21 protein-coding genes are annotated in these 22,538 nt (G+C 71.2%); 11 read left to right on the forward strand and 10 right to left on the reverse strand.

Going from position 1 to position 22,538, the window contains the following annotated elements; translation table 11 throughout:
* Positions 1-27: 27 nt before the first annotated feature.
* The 5 genes from rfbD to A37W_RS23695 all read right to left on the reverse strand — a co-directional run bounded on the left by rfbD (position 28) and on the right by A37W_RS23695 (position 4,140).
* Positions 28-963 carry a dTDP-4-dehydrorhamnose reductase gene (gene rfbD, locus A37W_RS0108545; protein WP_018302614.1) on the reverse strand — a complete coding sequence of 312 codons (936 nt, stop codon included), beginning with the start codon at positions 961-963 and terminating at the stop codon, positions 28-30.
* Complete coding sequence (gene rfbB / locus A37W_RS0108550) at positions 960-2,018, reverse strand: dTDP-glucose 4,6-dehydratase (protein ID WP_018302615.1); 1,059 nt, start codon at positions 2,016-2,018, stop codon at positions 960-962. Before rfbB ends, rfbD begins: the two co-directional genes overlap by 4 nt.
* Entirely contained in the window at positions 2,015-2,605 is a 591-nt protein-coding gene (rfbC, locus tag A37W_RS0108555; RefSeq protein WP_026198379.1) for a dTDP-4-dehydrorhamnose 3,5-epimerase, read from the reverse strand. Before rfbC ends, rfbB begins: the two co-directional genes overlap by 4 nt.
* Positions 2,606-2,607: 2 nt before the next feature.
* A complete protein-coding gene (locus A37W_RS0108560) occupies positions 2,608-3,612 on the reverse strand; it encodes a replication initiator protein A (RefSeq protein ID WP_018302617.1) in 1,005 nt (334 codons plus the stop codon).
* A gap of 336 nt (positions 3,613-3,948) precedes the next feature.
* Complete coding sequence (locus tag A37W_RS23695; protein WP_157236474.1) at positions 3,949-4,140, reverse strand: hypothetical protein; 192 nt, start codon at positions 4,138-4,140, stop codon at positions 3,949-3,951.
* Here A37W_RS23695 and A37W_RS0108565 point away from each other — a divergent pair.
* From A37W_RS0108565 to A37W_RS23700, 5 genes are all read left to right on the forward strand, one after another.
* Positions 4,139-5,398, forward strand: a complete 1,260-nt coding sequence (locus A37W_RS0108565; protein WP_018302618.1) for a ParA family protein — start codon at positions 4,139-4,141, stop codon at positions 5,396-5,398. The genes A37W_RS23695 and A37W_RS0108565 overlap by 2 nt on opposite strands.
* A 383-nt stretch (positions 5,399-5,781) precedes the next feature.
* Positions 5,782-6,684 carry a glucose-1-phosphate thymidylyltransferase RfbA gene (gene rfbA / locus A37W_RS0108570; protein ID WP_018302619.1) on the forward strand — a complete coding sequence of 301 codons (903 nt, stop codon included), beginning with the start codon at positions 5,782-5,784 and terminating at the stop codon, positions 6,682-6,684.
* 151 nt (positions 6,685-6,835) lie between these two features.
* Positions 6,836-8,878 carry a M10 family metallopeptidase C-terminal domain-containing protein gene (locus A37W_RS22775; RefSeq protein WP_018302620.1) on the forward strand — a complete coding sequence of 681 codons (2,043 nt, stop codon included), beginning with the start codon at positions 6,836-6,838 and terminating at the stop codon, positions 8,876-8,878.
* 123 nt (positions 8,879-9,001) lie between these two features.
* Positions 9,002-10,759 carry a matrixin family metalloprotease gene (locus A37W_RS24535; protein ID WP_018302621.1) on the forward strand — a complete coding sequence of 586 codons (1,758 nt, stop codon included), beginning with the start codon at positions 9,002-9,004 and terminating at the stop codon, positions 10,757-10,759.
* 29 nt (positions 10,760-10,788) lie between these two features.
* The gene (locus tag A37W_RS23700) at positions 10,789-10,941 is read left to right on the forward strand and encodes a hypothetical protein (RefSeq protein WP_156169081.1); all 153 of its coding nucleotides are present in this window, start codon (positions 10,789-10,791) and stop codon (positions 10,939-10,941) included.
* 48 nt (positions 10,942-10,989) lie between these two features.
* On the opposite strand, the gene A37W_RS0108585 is transcribed toward A37W_RS23700, so the two are convergent.
* Positions 10,990-11,733: a hypothetical protein gene (locus A37W_RS0108585; protein ID WP_018302622.1), complete on the reverse strand. Its 744-nt coding sequence runs from the start codon at positions 11,731-11,733 to the stop codon at positions 10,990-10,992.
* Positions 11,734-11,737: 4 nt separating this feature from the next.
* Positions 11,738-12,460, reverse strand: coding sequence for a sulfotransferase family protein (locus tag A37W_RS0108590; protein WP_018302623.1), 723 nt, complete (start codon positions 12,458-12,460; stop codon positions 11,738-11,740).
* Between the two features lie 273 nt (positions 12,461-12,733).
* On the opposite strand from A37W_RS0108590, the gene A37W_RS0108595 reads away from it, so the two are divergent.
* The 4 genes from A37W_RS0108595 to A37W_RS21335 all read left to right on the forward strand — a co-directional run bounded on the left by A37W_RS0108595 (position 12,734) and on the right by A37W_RS21335 (position 17,317).
* Positions 12,734-13,678: a KpsF/GutQ family sugar-phosphate isomerase gene (locus A37W_RS0108595; RefSeq protein WP_018302624.1), complete on the forward strand. Its 945-nt coding sequence runs from the start codon at positions 12,734-12,736 to the stop codon at positions 13,676-13,678.
* A complete protein-coding gene (locus A37W_RS0108600; protein WP_018302625.1) occupies positions 13,678-14,475 on the forward strand; it encodes a 3-deoxy-manno-octulosonate cytidylyltransferase in 798 nt (265 codons plus the stop codon). The genes A37W_RS0108595 and A37W_RS0108600 overlap by 1 nt, the downstream gene beginning before the upstream one ends.
* Positions 14,476-14,516: 41 nt before the next feature.
* Positions 14,517-15,329 carry a 3-deoxy-8-phosphooctulonate synthase gene (gene kdsA, locus A37W_RS0108605; RefSeq protein ID WP_047772116.1) on the forward strand — a complete coding sequence of 271 codons (813 nt, stop codon included), beginning with the start codon at positions 14,517-14,519 and terminating at the stop codon, positions 15,327-15,329.
* Positions 15,330-15,610: 281 nt separating this feature from the next.
* Positions 15,611-17,317 (forward strand): calcium-binding protein, encoded by a 1,707-nt coding sequence (locus tag A37W_RS21335; protein ID WP_018302627.1) that lies wholly within the window; start codon positions 15,611-15,613, stop codon positions 17,315-17,317.
* A gap of 101 nt (positions 17,318-17,418) precedes the next feature.
* Here the strand turns inward: A37W_RS21335 and A37W_RS0108615 are convergent, their stop codons facing one another.
* Positions 17,419-17,808: a hypothetical protein gene (locus A37W_RS0108615; RefSeq protein WP_018302628.1), complete on the reverse strand. Its 390-nt coding sequence runs from the start codon at positions 17,806-17,808 to the stop codon at positions 17,419-17,421.
* 168 nt (positions 17,809-17,976) lie between these two features.
* Here A37W_RS0108615 and A37W_RS0108620 point away from each other — a divergent pair, with 168 nt between their 5' ends.
* Positions 17,977-20,025, forward strand: a complete 2,049-nt coding sequence (locus A37W_RS0108620) for a calcium-binding protein (protein ID WP_018302629.1) — start codon at positions 17,977-17,979, stop codon at positions 20,023-20,025.
* A gap of 47 nt (positions 20,026-20,072) precedes the next feature.
* On the opposite strand, the gene A37W_RS22780 is transcribed toward A37W_RS0108620, so the two are convergent.
* Positions 20,073-20,480 (reverse strand): calcium-binding protein, encoded by a 408-nt coding sequence (locus A37W_RS22780; RefSeq protein WP_018302630.1) that lies wholly within the window; start codon positions 20,478-20,480, stop codon positions 20,073-20,075.
* Between the two features lie 384 nt (positions 20,481-20,864).
* Here A37W_RS22780 and A37W_RS24540 point away from each other — a divergent pair, with 384 nt between their 5' ends.
* Positions 20,865-20,990, forward strand: coding sequence for a hypothetical protein (locus tag A37W_RS24540; protein ID WP_018302631.1), 126 nt, complete (start codon positions 20,865-20,867; stop codon positions 20,988-20,990).
* A 110-nt stretch (positions 20,991-21,100) separates the two neighbouring features.
* Here A37W_RS24540 and A37W_RS0108635 read toward each other — a convergent pair whose 3' ends face one another.
* The gene (locus A37W_RS0108635) at positions 21,101-22,462 is read right to left on the reverse strand and encodes a glycosyltransferase family protein (protein ID WP_018302632.1); all 1,362 of its coding nucleotides are present in this window, start codon (positions 22,460-22,462) and stop codon (positions 21,101-21,103) included.
* Between the last annotated feature and the right edge of the window lie 76 nt (positions 22,463-22,538).

Here is a 22,538-nt window from a genome sequence, read left to right on the forward strand (position 1 = left end):
CAAGACCCCAGACCCCGGAGGGAGGGATCACCCCATCCGCTGCGCCTCTGCCTCGATCGCCGCCACCATCGGCCCGAGCGCCGCCCGCCAGTCGGGCCGCCCGATGCCGAAATCGCGCGCGAGCGTACCGCAATCCAGCCGGGAATTGGCGGGCCGGGGGGCGGGGGTCGGCCAGTCCGAGGCGGGGATGTCCGCCACCTCCGTCGTCCGCCCGGCCGCCGCGAGGATGGCCCGCGCGAACTCCGCCCAGGACGTGTCGGGCGCGCCCGACAGATGCCAGACCCCCTGCCCCTCCGGCAGCCGCCCGGCCATCGACAGCAGCGCAGCCGCGATCGCCCCGGCCGGGGTCGGCCCGCCGATCTGGTCGGCGACCACGGTCAGCCGCTCGCGGGTCCGCGACAGGGCCAGCATCGTCCGCACGAAGTTCGCCCCCTCCGCCGAGACCACCCAGGAGGTGCGCAGCACCGCCGAGCGCCCGCCCGCCTCCGCCACCGCCCGCTCGCCCGCCAGCTTGGTCCGCCCGTAGGCGCCGAGCGGGGCCGGGGCGTCGTCCGGTTGCCGGGGCCGGTTGCCGGTCCCGTCGAAGACGTAATCGGTCGAGACATGGAGGAAGGGCAGCCCCGCCGCCGCCGCGGCCCGCGCCATCGCGCCCGGCGCCTCGGCATTGACGATCCGGGCCGCGTCCTCCTCCGCTTCGGCCGCGTCCACGGCAGTCCAGGCCGCGGCATTGATGACCGCGTCCACCGCCCCGGCGCCGTGCGCCACCGCAGCGGCACACGCAGCCGGATCGGCGAGATCGACCTCGGCACGCGAGAGGAAGATCCCGTCCGGCACGCGCCGCCGCAGGGCCCGCGCCACCTGCCCCGTCACGCCGAAGACGAGCGGGCGGGTCACGGTGGGGGCGGGGTCGACCGCGAAGCCCGACGCGGCGGGAAGAGGATCTGTTCCGGGCGTATCGGTCACGAAACCTTCCCCGCGGGGAAGGTGCCCAGCCGCTCCAGCAGGGCGGGGCGGCGCTCCAGCAGGGTGCGCCACCAGGCCTCGTTCCGCAGATACCAGTCGACGGTCCGGGCCAGCCCCTCCTCCAGCGTGACCGAGGGACGCCAGCCGAGCTCGTCCCGGATTCGCGACGGGTCGATGGCGTAGCGCGCGTCATGCCCGGGCCGGTCCTCGACGAAGGCGATCTGCTCGGCATAGGGTCCGTTTCCCGGCCGCCGCTCGTCCAGCAGGGCGCAGACCCGGCGTACGATGTCGATGTTCCGCGCCTCGTTCTCGCCCCCGATATTGTAGCTGCGCCCGATCCGGCCACGCTGGACCACGGTGAGCAGCGCGTCCGCGTGATCCTCGACATAGAGCCAGTCGCGCACGTTCGCCCCGGCTCCGTAGACCGGGATCGGCGCGCCCTGCAGCGCTTTCAGGATCACGACCGGGATCAGCTTCTCGGGAAAGTGGTAGGGGCCGTAATTGTTGCTGCAATTGGTCAGGACCACGGGCAGGCCGTAGGTCCCGTGCCAGGCCCGCACCAGGTGGTCGGAGGCCGCCTTGGTGGCGGAGTAGGGGCTGCGCGGGTCGTAGGGCGTGTCTTCCGTGAACTGCCCGGTCTCGCCCAGCGAGCCGAAGACCTCGTCGGTGGAGACGTGGTGGAAGCGGAAGTCCCGCGGTCGGCCGCGCCCCTCCCAATGGCGGCGAGCCGCCTCCAGCAGGTTGAACGTGCCGGTGACGTTGGTCTCGACGAAGGCTGCGGGACCGTCGATGGACCGGTCGACATGGCTCTCGGCCGCGAGATGCAGGATCGCGTCCGGGACATGCGCAGCGAGGATCCGGTCGAGCGCGGGGCGGTCGCGGATATCGGCCTTCTCGAAGGCATAGGCGGGGTGGTCCGCCACCTCCGCCACGCTCTCGGGCGAGGCCGCGTAGGTCATCGCGTCGAGATTGACGACCGCATGGCCCTGCGCGACGGCGCGGCGCACGACGGCCGAGCCGATGAAGCCGCAGCCGCCGGTGACGAGGAGCTTCATGTCCGGTTCTCCCAGGGCAGGGGGCCCTCGTAGGTGAAGGGGCTGTCCAGATCCGCCAGCCGGCCCGCCTCTGCATCCTTGGCCGAGAGGCGCGGTTCTTCCCCGCGGGGAAGATCCCAGTCGATGGCGAGGTCCGGGTCGGCCCAGTGGATCGCGCCTTCCGTCTCGGGCGCGTAGGTGTCCGTGCACTTGTAGACGATCTCGGTCCCCGGCTCGCGCGTGACGAAGCCGTGGGCGAAGCCCGCGGGCACCAGCAGCTGCCGGCCGTTCCCGAAGGAGAGCTCCACGCCGGTCCAGCGCCCATAGCTCGGGGAGCCCTTGCGGATGTCGACCGCCACGTCGAGCAGCCGCCCGCGCCCGCAGCGCACCAGCTTGGCCTGGGCGCGGGGCGGCGCCTGGAAATGCAGGCCCCGCAGGGTCGGGGCGGCCTCGGACAGGGAATGGTTGTCCTGCACGAAGTCGAGCTCGATGCCCTGCGCGGCGAGCGTCTCCCGGCTCCAGCTCTCGGAGAAGAAGCCGCGGGCATCGCCGTGGCGCTTCGGCGTGAGGATCATCACGCCGGGCAGGGGGGTCGTCTCTATCTGCATCTTCATGCCTCGCGTTTCTTGACCCAGCCCAGGAAGGCCGCGCCGGGATTGCGCAGGAGCGGGCGCCCGGAGCGGGCCCAGACGCCGCGCCATTCGGCCTCGAGCGCGTGGACGTCAAGCCCCGGCGCCATCGCCCGGGCCCGGTCGTGGATGGCGGGGGAGAGCGGCGGCAATACCGGGGCGCCCGGGCCGTCCTCGAGCAGCGCCGCCGCGGCCCGCGGCCGGACGAGCAGGACGTCGCCCTCCTCCACGGCGAGAACGTAATCGGGAAGCCGGTCCTCGGTGCAGATCTGCCGGACCATCGCGCGGAACACGCGGAGCGGGCTGCCGGAGCCGGACTTGGCGTGGAGCGTGGCGAGGCCGATCCGCCAGTCCTGCTGGCGGCCGCAATGCTTGCGGGCGAGTTCGTAGAGGCGCCGCTCCAGCGGGCGGCGCAGGCCGAAATAATCACGGCTGAGGGTGAGGACCGACTTGGCGAGCACGGCGCGGTAGAGCCATTCGGAGAGGGTCACGCGCACCTGCACCATGCGCCCGCCGCGGGTGCGGCGCACGATCTCCCAGTCCTCGATCAGGCCGAAGCCACGCGTGACCTCCACCGGATCCTCGGGCGGGCCTGTGACGAGATTGGTGGTGATACGGGTGCCCGCGAGCCGCTCGAAGGCCTCGCGCAGGCGCCGGTAGGCGTCGCCGCTGGTCTCGCGCCGCGTCGCCAGCAGCAGGTCGTGGGCCGTGAGATGCAGCGTGCGCGCAACGTCCCGACCCGCGTTCAGGGCGGACATGAGCTGGCTGGTGCAGTAGATCAGAATGTCCTTGTCGTGGATCGTGGCCCGCCCCTTGACCGAAGGCACGACCTCGATCCGGGTGCCCCGGTGCGCGTAGGACAGCACCTGCCGGTCGGGACGGGTCGAAAGCGAGAAGAGCGGATGCTCCATCGAGGCGAGGTCGTCCTTGGGCACGGCATCGAAGATGTCGCAGGCGAAGAAATCGGGAGGCGCGCCCACCGCCATCCCGCCCCGTCCCGTCCGATACCGTTCTTCCCCGCGGGGAAGGCTTTCCGTGATCCGACCCCTGTCTCGTCCCGTCATGGCGCCCCTGCCCGCTCGTTCCGCCCTCCGGTTGCGCCCGGCCGGAGGCGGAGGGCGGTTCGGGGTTTCATTTACGCTGAGCCTACAGTCCCCGGCCGCGCCATGCCACCGGGAGCGGAGCGAGGATCGGGGTTTCGGAATCGCCGCCCTCGGGGTTTCGGAATCGGGCGATCGGGGTTTCGGAATCGCTTCGAACCTGTCGAACCCGCGGAAGGGACTGACCGCAAAGACTTTTCCGAAATGTCTCGAAGGCCGTAACTATAAAATAACAGATTCAGTAACAGCGCCTTGTGACGCCGAATCCACAAGGACAGAGCGGGCCTGCCCGGAAGCCTCAGGACAAGCAGAGAAAGCAGTCGTTTTTCCATCTGGTTGCCGATAAACATGAACCTGCAGAAAAAATGAAAACCTGATCAGGAAACGAACTACGATGGCGGGATTGTCGGACATGGCCCGAAGCCTCCAGGCCAAGGGGCGAGAGGCCGGGATCCCGGGGTCGGACCCCGACCCGGAATCGAGGCGGGACACCGACGGGGAGGGGCCGCGCCGGTTCGCGATCTGGGAGATCGCGGAATGGATGCTGCCGGTTTCGGCCGAATACCTGCGCCGCACCCTGCGCGAGGTTCCGACCCTGCCGCGGGGAGATGCCGAAGGCCGGGGCGCCCTGCGGTTCACCGCCGGAGAACTGTCGTCGATCCGGGCGCATTTCGCGGCGACGGGATCCGCCGAGCGCTACCTGCCCCCACCTCGCGAGCGGGCCGTCGTCGTGGCGATGGCGGCCCCGCTCGGCGCGGCGGGGCGGAGCCGGGCGGCCGCGGAACTGGCGGTGGCCGCCGCGCTCGACGGCTGGCGGGTAATCGCGATCGACGGCAGCGGCAGAGGCGATCTGGCCCGGCGGATCGAGGCCGGACCGGCACAGGAAGGGGGCCGGGAAAGGGGACGGAACGGGGGGATGCGCGATCTCTTCGCCGCGGCGGCAGGCCGCGCGCTGCGCGCGCGCAATGCCGCCCTGGCCGAACGGGGAGAGCGCCCCGCCCCGATGCCGGCCGATCTGGCCGCGGCTGCGGAATCGGGGCGCGATCTCGCACGACCGAGCCGCTGGCCCGGACTTTCGGTGATCGCGGGCGGGGCGGAGCTGGCCGCAGCCGACCTCGCGTTGGCCGAATGGGACCGCGCGGTGCCGGGCTGGAGCGCGGTGCGGGCCCTGGAGGAGGCGCTGGCCCCCCTGCGGCAGGAGGCGGACCTGATCCTGATCGATCCGCCGCGCGGGCTGGGCCTGCTGGCGACGTCGGTCCTGGCGGGGGCGGATCTGCTGCTGGCGCCGGTCGGGCGCGATCCGGGCGAGGCGGGGCTGGGCCTCGCCGTGCTCGATGCCGCGCTGGAGCGGATCGAGGCGGGAGAACGCGACCTCGCCGCAGCTCTGGGGCGGCCCCTGCCCGGTCCCCGGCGCCCGGAGGTGCGGCTGCTGCCGCTGGAGGAGACGCCGCCCGGCCTGACCGGCGCCCTGCCGCCCCTGCCCGCGCCGCCGCCCGCGCCCCTCGATCGCGGCGGGACGCGCACCTGGTTCGACGTCGATCCGCGCGAGACCGGGCGCGCGGCCCAGATCGGCCCCCGCAGCGCGCTGGCGCGGCTTTGGCGCGCGGTGGCGCGCGACCTCGCAGCGACGGGCGGCGGGGTCGTCGGCGCTGCCGGACCGGCCGAAGGCTAGGAAACGGTCATGTCCGAGCGCGCGGCCCGCGCGGGTCCAGATACCGGGCGGAGCCGCGCCTCGGCCGCCCGGCGGCGCGGGCGGCGGCCAGCGGCGCCACGATGGGCAGCAGGCAGTCGCGGGTCGGCAGCGGGGGCAGGGGGCCGGCGGGGCCCGCCGGCTCCAAGCCGAGCAGGAAGCCGGCACGTCCTCTGCAGCGGAAAAGAAGGAACAGGCCTCGCCTGGCGACAGACCCCGTCGCGGCCTGTGACGCAACCGCCAGAGCCACCCTCGTTCCGCCGCGCAGGGCTGCGGCCGCGCTTGAGTGCCCGGAGGGGCGGCACTAGCGATGGGCGGCGCCGCGCTGCGGGGCAGCGGCAGGACAGGCAGAGAAGGGTGAGGGTATGGCGGAAACGAAGGCGGACGGAACGGCGCGCAAGGGCATCGTGCTGGCCGGAGGGTCGGGGACGCGGCTCTATCCGATCACGCTGGGGCTGTCGAAGCAGCTGGTGCCGCTCTACGACAAGCCGATGATCTACTACCCGCTCAGCGTGCTGATGCTGGCCGGGATCCGCGAGATCGCGATCATCACCACGCCCGAGGACCAGGACCAGTTCCGCCGCGCGCTCGGCGATGGCGGCCAGTGGGGCATCGCGCTCACCTATATCGTCCAGCCCGCGCCGGAGGGGCTGGCCCAGGCCTATCTGCTGGCCGATGATTTCCTCGCGGGCAGCCCCTCGGCGATGGTTCTGGGCGACAACATCTTCTTCGGACACGGCCTGCCCGAGATGCTGGCCCGGGCCGATGCGCGCCGCGAGGGCGGCACCGTGTTCGGCTACCACGTGGCCGACCCCGAACGCTACGGCGTGGTGGATTTCGATGCCGCGGGCACTGTGCGCGCGATCGTCGAGAAGCCCCGCGTGCCGCCCTCCTCCTACGCCGTGACCGGGCTCTACTTCCTCGACGGGACCGCGCCGGAGCGGGCGGCGCGGATCACGCCCTCGGCGCGGGGCGAACTCGAGATCACTTCGCTGCTCGAGAGCTACCTCGCCGACGGCACGCTCGACGTGCAGCGGATGGGGCGGGGCTATGCCTGGCTCGATACCGGCACGCATGCCTCGCTGCTGGATGCGGGCAATTTCGTGCGCACCCTGCAGGAGCGGCAGGGGCTGCAGACCGGCAGCCCCGACGAGATCGCGTTCCAGAAGGGATGGATCGACAGCGCGGGCCTGAGGGCGCGAGCGACGAAATTCGCCAAGAACGATTACGGCGCCTATCTCGAGGCGCTGGCCGCCGGCAGGCTCTGACCGCGGGGCCTCCGGTCCGGCCAATTGACCGAAAATCGGCGGTGATCGCCGCGCCCGCGCCCCGGGATGCCGCCCGGATCGTACCGGCTCCGCCCCCGCCCGGCCATGCCCGGCCCGCAGACCGTCCTCCGCACCCTGCGGGAGACGAACCATGGCGATCCGGACGGACGACATCACGGCGCGGGCGAGCGGTGGCGGCGACCCCTTCCTCGCCGCGGTCCAGGACATCGTGGCGGGGACGGAGCCGGGGCTCTACCACAGCGTGAACGCCGCGGCCGCCGGCGGCGTGGCGAGCTGGAGGATCGACGATGCCGGACAGGCCCGGCGGCTCGACCAGCTGAGCCTGGGCGACGGTCCGGTGGCGGGCAATCCGCGCGATCTGCTGGCGCTGCCGGGCGGGCAGGACCTGCTGCTGGGCGGGCTCGCGGGGGGCGTGATCCGCCGCTTCGACGCCACGGGGGACGATCTCGCGGCCAGGGGCCGCGTCGATGGCGGCGGGCCGGAGGACGGATTCGCCGCGCGGGTGGCCCGGCCGGCCGGCGGCGACGTCCTCGTTCACGGCGGACAGATCGACCGGGGCCTGGTCGAGAGCTGGCGGCTGGAGGACGGGACGCTGGCCGATCGCCGCACGGTGGCGATCCCCGGCGCGGACCGGCTCGCGGATCTCGCGCCCGCGCAGGACGGCGGCACCGACTGGCTGGTGGCCGCGACCGGCGGCGAGACCGCGCTGGCGCTGCTGCGGCTCGATTCGGAGGGCCGGGCGAGCCTGGCCGACACCGTCGCGGTGGCGGAGGGGCTGGGGATCGCCGCGCCCGCAGCCCTGGCCGTGGCGCAGGTGGCGGGCGAGAGCTACGCGATCCTCGCCGCCGCGGGGTCCTCCTCGCTCAGCGTGTTCCGGATCGACCCGGCCGGCCGGCTGGAGGCGGTCGATCACGTGATCGACGGCCGGGGCACCCGCTTCGCCGGGGCCTGCGAGATCGCGGTGGCGGACGGCGCGGGCGGCGTGCACCTGGCGGTGGCGGGATCGGATGACGGGGTGAGCGTGCTGCGCCTTCTGCCCGGCGGCCGGCTGTCCCATGTCGCGAGCCTTGCGGACACGACGCAGACCACGCTGGCCTCGGTTTCGGCGCTGTCGATGGCGGCGCATGGCGACGGGATCGAGCTCGTCGCGGCCAGCGGCGCGGAGCCGGGCCTGACCCGCATCGACCTGCCCGGCGGGCCGGAGGGCACCACCCGGATCGCGCGCTCCGCCGGGGAGCGGATCGAGGCCGGCGCGGGCGACGACCTGCTGGCCGGTGCGCGTGGCGCGGACGACCTGCGGGGCGGCGCCGGCAGCGACGTGCTGATGGACGGGGCGGGCGAGGACCGGCTGACCGGCGGGGCGGGGGCGGATACCTTCGTTTTCGAGGCCGACGGCGCGCTCGACCGGGTGCTGGATTTCGAGGTGGGCGTCGATCGGCTCGACCTGTCGGCCTGGAGCTTCCTGCGCAGCGTCGAGCAGATCGAGGTGCAGAGCGTCGCGGACGGCGCGGTGCTGCGCTTCGGCGACGAGGTCCTGCGGCTGGTGCGGGCGGGGGGCGGCACGATCACGCAGGACGATCTGCGCGCCGCCGATCCGCTGCCGCTGAGCCGGATGCTGCCCGCCTGGATGGAGGGGATCGAACTCGAGCCCGACCCGCCCCCCTCCGCGCCGGGGGGCGGCGGACAGCCGGAGCCGGTCACTGGAACGGGTTCGGGCTCTGGCTCCGGTTCGGGCCCCGGATCCGGTGGGTCCGTCGCCGATCTGCACCGCATCAAGGGCTCGCGGCGCGCCGACGAGCTGGGCGGCGGGGAGGGCGACGACCTGCTGATCGGCAAGGGCGGGGCGGACACGCTGAGCGGCGGGGACGGCGCCGACGTCTTCGTGCTGCAATGGGAGGGACGGGAGGATCCGGTCTGGATCCGCGATTTCGAGGCGGGCGACCGCCTCGCCCTCGACGACCGCTATTTCAACGGGGAGCGCGCGATCGACATCCGCGACGTGACGCCCGGCATGGTGCGCGGGACGCTCTCGGCGGGCCGGGCGGAGTACGAGCGCTCCACGGGGCGGCTGTGGTTCGATCCGGACGGAGACCAGGGCGGGGGCGATCCGTTCCTGGTCGCCTTGCTGAGCGGGGCGCCGCGGCTGGAGGCCGACGATCTGCTGCTGTTCTGACCTTTTCCTTCCTCCCGGCAGGGTCTTGCGGGAGCCGGGCGGGAGGAAGAGGCGGACAGGAAAGGCATGAGTTCCGCGATCGCTCGCGCTAATCTGCCCCCATTCGGGCAGGGAGACCGATCCATGTCTTTCGACATCGCCATAGATTACCGTTTCGATACCGGGTTCTTCGACGACCCCGCCCGGCGCGCCGCGCTGGAGGCGGCGGCGGCGATCTGGGAAGCCGCGCTCCTCGACGAGTTCGACGAGGTGCCCGCCGGCACGGCCTTCACGGTCGACGATCCGTCGGATGCCGGTACCCGGCGCCCGATCGTCCTGGACGCACCGATCGACGATCTGCTGGTCTTCGCCGGGGCCGAGGCGCTGGACGGCCCGCTCGGCCTCGGCGGCTACGACGGCACCGACGCGGCGGGCGATGTCTACAGGGCGCGGGTCTCGGGCGATTTCCGCGGCGGCGGACCGGTGACGGATTTCGAACCCTGGGCCGGCACGATCACCTTCGACACGGCGGCGGCGTGGAGCTTCTCGCTCGAGGGGCCGGAGCCGGGGCGCCACGACTTCCTCAGCGTCGCGTTGCACGAGATCGGGCACATCCTCGGCATCGGCACGGCGCCGATCTTCGAGGCGATCGGCCGGGACGGCACGTTCGGCGGGCCCAACGCGCTGGCCGCCAACGGTGGCGCGCCGGTCCCGCTGCAATCGGGCGCGGACCACGTCGCCGACGGGTTCGACGAGGGCCGCGCGCTGATGGACCCCACCCTCACCATCGGCGCGCGCAAGCTGCCGTCCGCGGTGGATTTCGCGCTCCTCGCCGATATCGGCTACGAGATAGACGGCTTCGTCGCGCAGGGATCGACCCCGCCGATCACCACGCAAGGCGACGACCGGCCCGTCTTCGGCACGGAACTGGCCGACGCGATCGATGGTCTGGGCGGCAACGACCAGCTTCAGGGTGGGGGTGGAGACGACACGCTGGACGGCGGGGCGGGAGAGGACCTGCTGTTCGGCGGGGACGGGGCCGACAGGCTGTCGGGAGGCGCGCAGGACGACCGGCTCCAGGGCGGCGCGGGCGACGACACGCTGGCGGGGGAGGATGGCGCGGACGTCCTGTTCGGCGGCGCGGGAGACGATCTGCTCGAGGACGGCGCGGGCGAAAACGCGTTCTACGGCGGCGACGGGATCGACCGCTTCGTCATCCGCGCGGCCGGCGGCGGATCGATCCGGATCGCCGACCTCGACCTCGAGGACGAGAGGATCGAGATCGTGGGGTCGGGCTTCGCCTCGGCCGAGGCGGCGGTGGCGGCGCTCGCCAAGCCGTTCTCCAACGTCTCGTCGCTGACCTTCGTGGACGGCACCGAGGTCAGTATTGTCCATGCCAGCGGGCCCGGCTCTCCGCTGGAGGCGCGTCATTTCGAGGTGTCGGACGTGTCCGCCCCGCCCCCGCCCCCGCCCCTGATCGAGGGCGATGGCGGGCGGAACCGCCTGATCGGAACCGCCCTCGACGAGACCCTGTCGGGCGGCGGCGGCCGCGACACCCTGATCGGCGGCGGGGGGTCCGACACGATGGTCGGCGGCGCCGGCGCGGACGCCTTCGTCCTGCGCCCCGGCGAGGGCATCCAGCAGATCGCCGATTTCGGCGGCGCCGACCTCCTCGCCCTGGACGACCGGTTCTTCGGCCTTGGCGATGACATGATCGACCCCCGCGCGGTGACCAAGGTGCAGGCCCAGGCGGCGCTGCGGTCGGGCAAGGTGGAGTACGACATCGACACCGGGGTGCTGCGGATCGATCCCGACGGGGCGGGACGCGGCGCGGATCCGGCCCTTGTCGCGGTGCTGCAGGGCGGGCCCGGCTTCACCTACGAGGACGTGCTGCTGTTCTGAGCCTCTCACCTGGAGTGGATGGATCGACCTTGGGCGATCCGACTGCAACCGAACCGGGCAAAGGCCTGTCGGACGGCGGATTCGTTCGACAACGACACCGGCACGCTTTCGATCGGTGGAACCCGGATCGCGTCATCGGCGAGGAGTCGGGTCTGACCTTCGAGAACGTGTTCCTGTTCTGACGCGATCCGCGGGTGGAAGGCCGGGAGAGGAGACGCCCCCGGCCCTTCTCATGGGCGAGATCCTCCCGCCGCCCGGACCGGCGCCGCACCCGGTCGGGCGGCGTCGGGGCTCAGCACGTCGTATTCGAGATCCTTCGGCAGCCCGTCGGTATGGTCGAAACAGGACTGCACGACCCGGTCCAGCGCATCCATCTTCTTGAGCGTCTGCGCGACCTTGTGCGTGATTCCGGGGAAGGCGTAGTGATGCAGGTTCTCCCGGACCGGAAACATCTCGGCGTGCTTGCGGTCAGGGCCGTCCCCGCCGCTGAACAGGAAATACCGCGTCGTGTCGTTCATGTGGTCTCCGGCGCGATCTATGCGGAAGCTTTCGATCCTTGACGTGTATTTCTTCCAGCGCGTTTCCCACGGAACGACGGACGGGTTCACGCTGTATTGCGGAACGAACGCGATGCAGGTGTGCGTCGGGATGTAATGCGTCGATACGATACTGTTGAAGCCACCGATGCTGTTGCCGATCGAATGCACCGTCCGGTCCCCGATGGCAGGCGTTATCGCTTCTCTCACGGCGGAGAAATCCAGCCGGTTTCCCCACGACCGGGTCTTGTCGGTGATGAATACGATATTGTCGAACGAGCGTCCCACCCCGAAAAATTCGGGCTTCTGGACGTTGATCCCCCCCATCTCGTGACCGATGCCGGTGAAGGACAGAAGGACGGAGCCGGTTTCGCGGCGGCTCGTCTTATGCCGGGACGTGATTCTCAGAAGGTCGTCTTCGAAGATGCGGACGACCATGCGATCAACTCTCGTTCGACATGTCGCCGCTGAACCGTTCCAGAACCTTTCGATAGAGCCCGACGCGGGCGTTCCGGGACACGTAACTCGCGATCTCGGATTCCTCGCGCCGCCGGTCGGTATCCTTCAGCTGATACATCGACATCGCTTCGTGAGAGGGCACGTCGACACCGAGGAACTCGAACACGTATCCCAGTCGTGCCGGATCGGCGACCAGGTCGTGATACTGCACGACGCACAGGTCGAAATCCTCGTTCCGGGTATCGATGGCGGCGAGGGTCTGGACCGAGAAATTGAACTGCTTGACGGCGGCCTTGAAATCCGCGCCGAACCCGTCTTCCTCGTTCTTGTAACGCTTCTGGAAGCTCTGGGCCATTCCGTAGGGCTCGCGGACGATCGCCACGACCTTGGATCCGGGCACACGCCGGGCGGCGGCGATCAGGGAGTGCATCTTGGGGATCTTGTCTCCGACGACAGTCGCATCGTCCCATTTGGCGGCCATGGCCTTCATCACGGGACCGTCGAACCTGCGTTGGCCTTCCCCCTCGCCGCCGGCCTCGACGATCTGGTCCGAGGTGAACAGATGAGGTCCGAATTCGGGTTTGTTGGCAAGATGCGCGAACCGTTCGTGCAGAATTGCGACCCTGGGGTGGGAGGACAGGAACTGGCGGAGGGCCGTCGTGCCGCTTCTCTGTGCTCCGCCGACAAAAGCGATCGTCTTGGTCATAATCCTACCTTCAATCCGGCGCGTCGCAGGCCCCACCATCGATCCCGGGGGCAAGAACCTGCCCACCGACGACATGCCTGTTATGGGCCAGCAAGCGCAAGTGACTCTCCGAGCCGGTGGGCGGCCCTGCCGCAAGGGCGGGGGTGTGCGGCGCGGTCGGATCCGCCCCCTCCCGCCCGATGACCGCGTCTGGCTCTCGCAGATGAGGTTCGGCATAAGCGGTTCATGACCCAGTTCCACCGTTCCTCCGCCCCGCCTGCCGCCGACGTTGCGATGATCCGCGCCGTTGCCCGCGACGTGTTGGGACAGGAGGCGGCGGCGCTGACCGTGCTGGCCGATGATCTGCCCGCGGCCTTCGGGCCCGCGGTCGAGGCGATCCTCGCCGCGCCTGGCCGGGTCATCGTCGCGGGCCTCGGCAAGTCGGGACATGTGGGGCGCAAGATCGCTGCCACCCTCGCCTCCACCGGCACGCCCGCCGATTTCCTGCACGCCGCCGAGGCGGCGCATGGCGACATGGGGATGATCGTGCCCGGCGACGTGGCGCTGCTGATCTCGCGCTCGGGCGAGACGGCGGAGCTGGCGCCGATCCTCTACTATGTCACGCGGTTCGATATCCCGCTGATCGCGATCTCCCAGGTGCCGGACAGTACGCTGATGCGCGCCGCCGATCACCGGCTCGTGCTGCCCGACCTGCCCGAGGCCTGCCCGATCGGCATGGCCCCCACCACCTCGACCACGATGACGCTGGCTCTGGGCGACGCTCTGGCGATGGCGCTGCTCGATGCCCGAGGCTTCCGGGCCGAGGATTTCCGCACCTATCATCCGGGCGGCAAGCTGGGCGCGCAGCTGCGCACCGCGGGCGAGCTGATGCATGGCGGGGACGCCACGCCCGTCGTCGGGCCGGGGGCGAACATGGACGACGTGTTGCTCACGATGACGGCGCGCGGCTTCGGCCTTGCTGCGCTGACCGACGTGGACGGGCGGCTCACCGGGGTCGTCACCGACGGCGATCTCCGGCGTAACATGGCCGGCCTGATGGAGCGCCGCCCCGCCGACATCGCGAGCCGCGATCCCGTCACCGTCGCGCCCTCCTGCCTCGCCCCCGAGGCGCTGGCGCTGATGAACGCGCGCAAGGTCGGCGCGGTCGTGGTGGTCGAGGACGGCCGCCCGGTCGGCGTGCTGCATCTGCACGACCTGCTGCGCGCGGGCGTGGCGTGATGGAGACGCTCTGCCTGATCCCGGCGCGCTACGCCTCCTCCCGCTATCCCGGCAAGCCGCTGGTGCCGCTCGAACAGCCGGGCGGCGGCACGAAGAGCCTGATCGAGATGACCTGGGAGACGGCGATGGCCGTGCCCGGCCTGACCCGCGTGATGGTCGCCACCGACGACGACCGCATCGCCGGGGCCGCGCGGGGCTTCGGCGCCGAGGTCGTGATGACGCCCGCCGCCTGCCGCAACGGGACCGAGCGCTGCGCCGCGGCGCTGGAGGTGCTGGACGCGCGGCCCGACATCGTGGTGAACCTGCAGGGCGACGCGCCGCTGACCCCGCCCTGGTTCGTGACCGACACGGTCGCCGCTCTGCGCGCCGATCCAGGCGCCGCCATGGCGACTCCGGTCCTGGCGATGGAGGAGGCCACGCTCGCGGCCTTCCGCGCCGACCGCGCGGCGGGGCGGGTGGGGGGGACCACGGCGGTGATCGGCAGAGGGGGTCGGGCGCTCTACTTCTCGAAGGAGGTGCTGCCCTATGGCGCCGCGCCCGGTGCCGCGTTCCACCATGTGGGGCTCTACGCCTACCGCCCCCACGGTCTCGCCGCCTACATGGCCGCGCCGCCCTGCGATATCGAGGACCGCGAGGGGCTCGAGCAGTTGCGCTTCCTCCATGAAGGGCTCGGCGTCGCCTGCGCGACGGTCGAGGCGCGCGGACGGACGTTCTGGGAGTTGAACAATCCCGAGGACGTGCCGCGGATCGAGGACGCGCTGCGCCGCAACGCGATGATCAAGGAAAAGGACGTTTGACCCTCGATATTTTCGACATACCGCAATTCTCCACACGAAAGATCGAGGTTGGCTCCGTCACCTTCGGCGGCCGGTCCCCGGTCGCGCTGATCGCCGGGCCCTGCCAGCTGGAAGGTCTCGACCACGCGCGCATGATGGCCGAGCGCATCGCCGAGGCCTGCGCGCCGACCGCGACGCCCTTCGTCTTCAAGGCCTCCTACGACAAGGCCAACCGGTCCTCGCTGAAGACGGAGCGCGGGCTGGGGCTGGAGGAGGGGCTGTCGATCCTGTCGAAGGTGGGCACCGAGTTCGGGGTGCCGACGCTGACCGACGTGCACCTGCCGGATCACTGCGCGCCGGCGGCGCAGGCCTGCGACATCCTGCAGATCCCCGCCTTCCTCTGCCGCCAGACCGATCTTCTGCTGGCCGCCGGCGCGACGGGGGCGGCGATCAACGTCAAGAAGGGTCAGTTCCTCGCGCCGTGGGACATGGTCCATGTCGCCGACAAGATCGCGAGCACCGGTAACGGCCGGATCCTGCTCTGCGACCGGGGGACGAGCTTCGGCTACAACACGCTGGTCAGCGACTTCCGCGGGCTGCCGCAGATGGCACGGACGGGCTGGCCGGTCGTCTTCGACGCGACCCATTCGGTGCAGCAGCCGGGGGGGCAGGGCGCGACGTCCGGCGGGCAGCGCGAATTCGTGGCCCCACTCGCGCGGGCGGCGGTGGCGGCCGGCGTCAACGGGCTCTTCGTCGAGACTCACGAGGATCCGGGCCGCGCCCCGTCCGACGGACCGAACATGATCCCGGTCGATCGTCTGGCGGCGATGCTGGGCACGCTCGCCGCCCTGGACCGGCTGGTGAAGGGCGGCTGACGGAGCCTCCCCGGGGCATGTTGACCCCGCGTCGCCCCACCGGGCCATCCTGCCGGACATCCCGAGCGACGGCGGTTCTGGACACGCTGGAGTTCGTCTGACGGGGCACGCCGGCGGGGGGAAGATCCGGGGCGGACGGGGTCACGGCGGGTCGACACGGCAGGATCGATCCGGGGCGCGCGCGGGGCGGGGCCGAGTAAGAGAGATCGCGCCGGTTTCGATCCCGACGGGAATCGGGTTAGGGTTCCCTCACGTCAGCCTCGTTTCTACGGAGAATTGCCATGACCGATTACAACCAGACCGTCATCCTGAACGGCGTCGACGACTTTACCATCTTCGACCGCACCTTCTCCTGGGACGACGGCTTCATCGGCCGGCTCCGGGCCCGGCTGGACGACGGGGACACGGGCTTCGCCGAGCTGGTGATCCGCAACGACATCGACATCGACCTGGCCAAGTTCAACGGCGACCCGGCCTCCACCATGGTGATACGCGAGGAGGGCACGGGCGACCGGTTCATCAACCTGCTGCGCCTGCCCGACGGCGGCTCCGAGGTCACGCTGCCGGAGACGGAACTCAATATCGTGCGCGGCTTCGAGGGCGATCACGACATCGCGCTCGGCCAGTTCGTCAATTTTGTCCAATTGGGCGAAGGCGACGACGCGCTCCGGGTCTCGGAAGGCGGGCGCCACGCCGCGATGGGCGGGGGCAACAACATCGTCGAGATCGCGGGCGGCAACCTGCAGAACGTCAAGTTCGAGAGCGGCGACAACACCCTGATCCTGCGCGAGGGCGCCTTCTTCGAGAGCGTGCAGGCCAATGACGGGAACAACACCTTCGTGCTGGAGGACGGGTTCGGCCAGCTGACCTTCGGGTCGGGCAGCAACGAGGTGACGTTCGCCCGCGGCTACGGCGGGTCGATCACCGGCTATTCGAACGACGACAGCGTCAATTCCATCACCCTGGGGGGCGATGCGGCCCTGCGCAGCCTCGGCGTGTCGAACGGACGCGACACGCTGACGCTCGATGCGGGCGCTTCGATCGAGCAGGCGCAGCTCGGCTCGGGCGACGACGTCGCGATCGTCGGCCAGGGCGCGAGCATCGGCGCGCTCGGCCTCGGCTCGGGCGACAACCGGCTGCAGATCGAGGGCGGCCAGATCGACGGGGTCCTGGCCTTTGGCGGCGACGATGTCGTCCGGATGTCCGGCCAGGGCCGGGCCGAGGTGCTGCAGCTCGGCGGCGGGGCCAACGAGGTCGTCACCGCGGGACGCTTCGTGCAGGGCATCTACACCTTCGAGGGCGACGACAGGGTTACGGTAGGCTCCGGCGGGGCCGGGATGGTGAAGCTCGACGCGGGGAACAACACGATCCTCGCCCGCGGCTTCGTCGATGCGGTCGTGACCTTCGACGGCACCGATGCGGTGTCGATCGGCGGCGGCGCGCGATATGTCGGGACCGGCGACGGTGCCGATACGCTGCTTCTGGGCTACCAGGGGATCGCGCTGGCCGATGCCGGCCAGGGCGACGACCTGATCCGCGTGGGCTTTCTCGCCGCGGACCAGGGGATGCGGATCGAGGGCGGCGGCGGCATCGACACGATCGACATGGCCTTCGTGGGCGGCGACCTCGACGTGACGCTCGGCCAGGGCAACTTCCTCGAGGAGCGGGGCTTCTACGCGCTCTCGGGGATCGAGAACCTGATCGCAGGCCGCGGCGCCGACCGGCTGGCGGGCGACGGGGCCGACAACGCCCTAACCGGCGGCGACGGGGCGGACGTCTTCGTCTTCGACCGGGACGGCGGCTCCGACACGATCACGGACTTCACGCTCGGCGAGGATCTGATCCGTCTGGACGGCGTCTCCTCAGCGGCCCAGGTGTCGTTCGACAGGCAGGGCGACGACGTCCTCGTCGGCTATTTCGACACCGAGATCCTGGTGCAGAGCGTGACGGTCGCGCAGCTGGCGCGGGTCGACAACTTCGAACTCTGACAATCCCGACGATCCGGCCCCATGGCGCCGCCGCGGGGCCGGACCGCAGATCACCTGGACGAGGACCCGCGCCTCCGGGGCGCGGGAATTCGTGCGGGCGCTCAGCGCCCTGAGCGTTCGCAGATCCGGGGATGAGACCACTCCCATCGGTCGTTGAAGTCGCCACCCCTCGAGAGGTTCGTGCCGCGGCGGTCGATCTCCCACAGCCAGCCGACCGTGCCGAGCGACACCCAGCCCGTCGGACAGGGGCTGCCATCGGTGAAGGTGTAGCGGATCGCGGCGCGCTCGCGGTCGAGATCGCTTTCCAGCTGCCGCACCCGTGCCTCCAGGCGGTCCAGCCGCGATGCCTGGCCGGGCAGCACGTCCAGCACCGCCCGCAGCGCGTCGGTCGCGTCGGTGATGCAAGAATCGAGATTGCGGCAGGCTCCTTGGGCGGGGGCGAGGGTCGGCAGTGCGACCGAAAGAGCGAGAGCGAGCAGGGTCGAACGCATGGGGACCTCCTGTTGTCCCGGGGCGGTCCCGGGTGCTTCGACCCTAACGTCGCCTGCGCGCGGACGGGTCCGTCCGGCCCGAGGCCCGGGGGCGGGAAAGGGGTCGCCCCAGGCACCGGAGCGGCTTAGGCTGACGCAGCGATAACTCGACGGGAACGGAGGCGCGACATGGCGTGGGTGGGGACGTTCTACAGCAATTCGCAGCACCTGATCGGGCTGGGGCCAGGTCCGCTCGGCGGCCTTGCCAACTTCGCCCGCGGGGTCGAGGGCTATTTCCAGACCAATTCGATCGCGCCGGGCACCGGACCGGTGGCGGCGCAGCCGCAGCCGATCACCGCGCGCGGCGGCGGCAACGCAGTGCTGTTCACCGACGAGTTCAACTTTCTCGGCCGCGTCACCTTCGTCGGCCAGAACCTGACCTTCGGCACCGCGACGCTGGCCAATGGTGGCACCCTGCCGATGCTGACGGGGGGCACCGTCACCGGCATCGTGTCCGAGTTCAACCACCGCCTCGCCGAGGCAATCGACAACGGGGTGGGCGGCGATCTCAGCCCGCTGTTCAACCCGCGCTTCCTGGTCCTTGACGCCGAGATCGCGATCCCGCCCACCGCGGCGACGGTGTTCACCGAGGCCATCGTGCAGGCCTACAACACCAACTCGCTGGTCCCGCTGAAGCAGCTGTTCGAGCGCGACGTGCTGGTGATGAGGGGCGGCTCGCTGGAAGGCTCCGACGGGGTGAACTTCCTCGCCGGGCTGGACCGGGACGACCAGCTCTTCGGCGGCGCCTCGAACGACGTGCTGGCGGGGCAGGGCGGCAACGACCTGCTGGACGGCGGCCCCGGCACCGACGCGATGGACGGTGGGTCGGGATCGGATTTCTACCTGCCGGGCCCCCCGGGTCCCGAGGCGCAGCAGTTCGGTGTCGGCGACGTGATCACCGAAGGCTTCTTCCAGTTCGCGCCGAACGACGTCGACACGCTGTCCTACCAGAATGCGACCGGGCCGGTGGTGGTCGACCTCAACATCCAGGACGGCAACCATTCGGCGGGCTGGGCGCTGGGGCTGCAGGCGGTCGGGATCGAGGTGGTGATCGGATCGGATTTCGGCGACGTGCTGATCGGCAAGGTCGAGCCCGGCGGCGAGGCCGACACCCTGCGGGGCGGCTTCGGCGACGACACGCTGATCGGTCTCGACGGCGACGACCTGCTGTCGGGCGGGCCGGGATCGGACCTGATCGACGGCGGCCCGCAGGGCGGGACCTTCGGCGGCGGCGCGGGCGACCGGGCGGCGTTCAACGCGCGCTCGGACCAGATCGACGTCTATTTCCCCGGCGACGGCTCGGTCCTGGTCGCCGCGCCGGGCGGCGGCATCGACCGGCTGGTGAACGTGGAGTTCCTGGCCTTGTCGGACGGCACCTTCGGCCTCGGCGCCTTCGGCGGCTCGCAGCGGCCGCTGTTCCTGGGCGACGGGCAGGGCCAGCCGCTGACCGGCACGACCGGGTCCGACCTGATCTTCGGCTTCGGCGGCGACGACGTGCTGACGGGCGGGGGCGGCAACGATTCGATCGAGGGCGGCGCCGGCGCCGACCGGATCGACGGCGGGCCGGGGGCCGACGCCATGATCGGCGGCGAGGGGGCGGATGTCTTCTTCGTCGACCAGGGCGGGGATGTCGTGACCGAGATCGCCTCCTGGGGCGGCGGCGACCAGATCGTGGCCGCTCTGAACTGGTCGCTGGAGGGCACCCATGTCGAGCGGCTGACCCTGACTGGCGGGGCGCGCCTGGGCCTCGGCAATGACCTGGCCAACCGGATCGACGGCAACGACCTGCCGAACCGGCTGGAGGGCGGCGCCGGCGACGACGCGCTGATCGGCGGCGGCGGCAGCGACACGCTGATCGGCGGGCAGGGCAGCGACCGGATGGAGGGCGGGGCGGGGGCCGACATCTTCGTCATCCGCCCGGACGAGGGGCCGACCGTGGCGACCGATTTCGACCGGCGCGAGGGCGACCTCTTGGCGATCGACGACGGCTTCTTCCCGGCGATCGGCGATGGCGGCATCGACCCGCGGCCCGCGGGCCGGGACATCGTGCGCAGCGCGCTGGACAGCGGCAAGGCGGCCTATGACGCGGGCTCGGGCGAGCTGCGCCTGGACGGCGAACTCGTTGCCGTGCTGGAGGGCGGGGGGGCGGTGCTGGCCGAGGATGTGCTGCTGTTCTGAGCGATCGCCCGCGTCGAGACGGCAGGCTCATCCGCCCGGGACCGGGCTCAGAACAGCCAGACATCCTCGAAGGTCAGGCCGGCCACCGCGCGGGGATCAATGCCGTCGGTTGCGAAGGCCGGAAAGAAGCGGTCGTCGAGCGCGAGCCGATCGTCCGCCTCGAAGTCCATCACCGTGTCGACGCCTTGGCCGGGACCGGAAAAGAAGGTGAATGCGTCCCGACCTTCACCACCTATCAGCGTGTCCGTTCCCCCTTGGCCGGCGAGCGTATCGTTGCCGCCCAGCCCCTCGAGCCGGTCGTTGCCGTCCTGACCCCTGAGCAGGTCCGGATCGGAATCGCCGGCCAAGGCAAGGTCCAGCGGCCCGCCCGGCTCCGCGCCGGAACCGCCATCCCCGCCGGAATCCGGACCGGTTGGATCATCGTCCGCGACGATATCGGGGTTATCGGACTCCACCGCCTCGTAGGAGACGGACTACCGGAACCGGTCCGCGTAATCGCCGTCGACCTCTGCTCCGATCAGCGACCAAACCTGTGCGAAGTAGGGCCCGTCGGTCTGTGGCACGAAATCGAAGCTCAGCGAATTGCCTGTCTCCGGATATTCGTACAGAAGCCGGATCGTAGCCGTCCCACGGGGCGCCTTCGTTCCAGACGGCGAAATCGAACAGCGAGAGCATGTCGTCGCCCGACTGCGACGTCAGGGTGAAGCGATAGGTCTGGCCGGCACTCAGATCCAGACCGATCCAGTCGCTATCCTGTTCATCGTACAACGTGCCGTTTGACCTGCCCCCTGGCGCAAGCTCTGCCCGGAGTCGATGCGTCCCCCGCGGGGCGCGAGACGGTGCGCAGCGCGCTGGACAGCGGCAAGGCGGCCTACGAAGCAGGTTCAGGCGAGTTCAACGGCGAACTCGTCGCCGTGCTCGAGGGCAGCGGCGCGGTGCTGGCCCAGGACGTGCTGCTGTTCTGAGAAAGGCGAGCCCCCCGTTAGGTCCTGGAGCGGGGCGGCCGGGCCAGCGTGCCCGCCGGATCGTTCGCGTCGCCTCGTCCACCGGGGGGCAGGTTCCGGGGGGGCTCCTCTCAGGCGATGCCCTTGCGCAGGGCCAGCCGCTCGAACAGCGCCGCGAGGCTCGCTGCGCGATGATCGAAGGTATGCGCCCCGAGGACGATCTCGCGAGCTCGGGCGGCCCGCCCGAGCCAGGGGCCGGGATCGGCGAGCGCGTCGCGGGCGCGGGCGGCGAAGCTCTCGGCGGTGTCCGCCGTGGCGATCGTGTCGCCGAACACCTCGGCCAGCCCGGCGACCGGGTCGGTCAGGATCGGCGTGCCGGTGGCCGAGCCGTCGAACAGCCGGTTCGACAGAAAGCCGTTGTCGCGCATGCTGTCCCAGTGATCATTCAGCAGGAGGAGGTGCCGGGCATAGAGAGCGGGCAGTTCGGCATTCGAGACCGAGGGTGCGGCCACCGCCTCCGCCGGCAGGATGCCCTCCCACCCGCCGCCGTAGAGGTCGAGCGGGATCCCCCGCTGGCGGCACCACTTGACCATGGTGCGGTATTCGCGTCGAGAATTGCCGACGAAGAGGCAGGCGGCGCGGCGCTCGCCGTCCTGCGCTGCTGCCCCGGCTGCGCCGAAGAGATGCGCGTCGGTGGCCTGGTGCAGCACGCTGGTCTCGGTCAGGCCGCGCGCGGCCAGCGCCCGTCCGTAGACGTCCGAGGCGACGGCGACGTGGTCGTACTCGGCGAACTCGTCGTCCTCGATCCGGTCGGGATGGGAGATCAGCCACATCACGTTGATCCGGCCGCGGTCGAGCGTCAGCCGCTCGCGCCCCCGGATCGCCAGCACCACGTCCTCGTCCACCGTCCGGCCGTACCAGGCATCGCGGCAATCGACGCCCGCTTGCAGGTCCAGCCGTTCGAAGGCGGCGGCGAGCGAGCGGGCGAAATGGTAATCGCCCCACATCGGGGCTTCCTTGAGGTTGGGAGTCGAGATCTTGATCCGGATCGCGCGGGATGCGGCGGGCCGGGCCGTCAGTCGCACGGTTGGTCGCCCCGCCGGGCGAGGACGGGCGGCCCCGGGCACGCCGCCTACCGCGATGCGCCCGTCCTCGATCAGGTGGTCTGAGCCCGCGATCGCGAGCGTGATCACATGGGCGGCAGCGCTCCGGACCAGCGCGCCCGGGAGGCGCAGGGCGAAGCGGCCGTCGGCGCCGGCGGAGGCATGGGCGACGACGCCCTCCGCGCCGAGGGCGAGCACGGTGGCCGGTCGGCCGGGATGGCGATCGTTCCGGGCCCAGCCGGTGACGAGGGCGCCCTCGACGGTCTCGACCCTTCCGGACCAGCCGCTGACCTGGATGTCGACCGGGGCGTGGCCGGGCCGGGTGAGGCGCACGTCCCCGCGCGGCACCGGATCGACGAGGGCCCGCCCCGTCCGGCCGACCGGGATCACGCGGAAGCCCGGGCCCGGGGCGGCGCCGGGAGAGGTGTCCCTGCCTGAGCCTGTGACAGGGTCTGCATCAGGGCCC

The organism is Wenxinia marina DSM 24838 (assembly GCF_000379485.1).
Classification (GTDB): Bacteria; Pseudomonadota; Alphaproteobacteria; order Rhodobacterales; family Rhodobacteraceae; genus Wenxinia; species Wenxinia marina.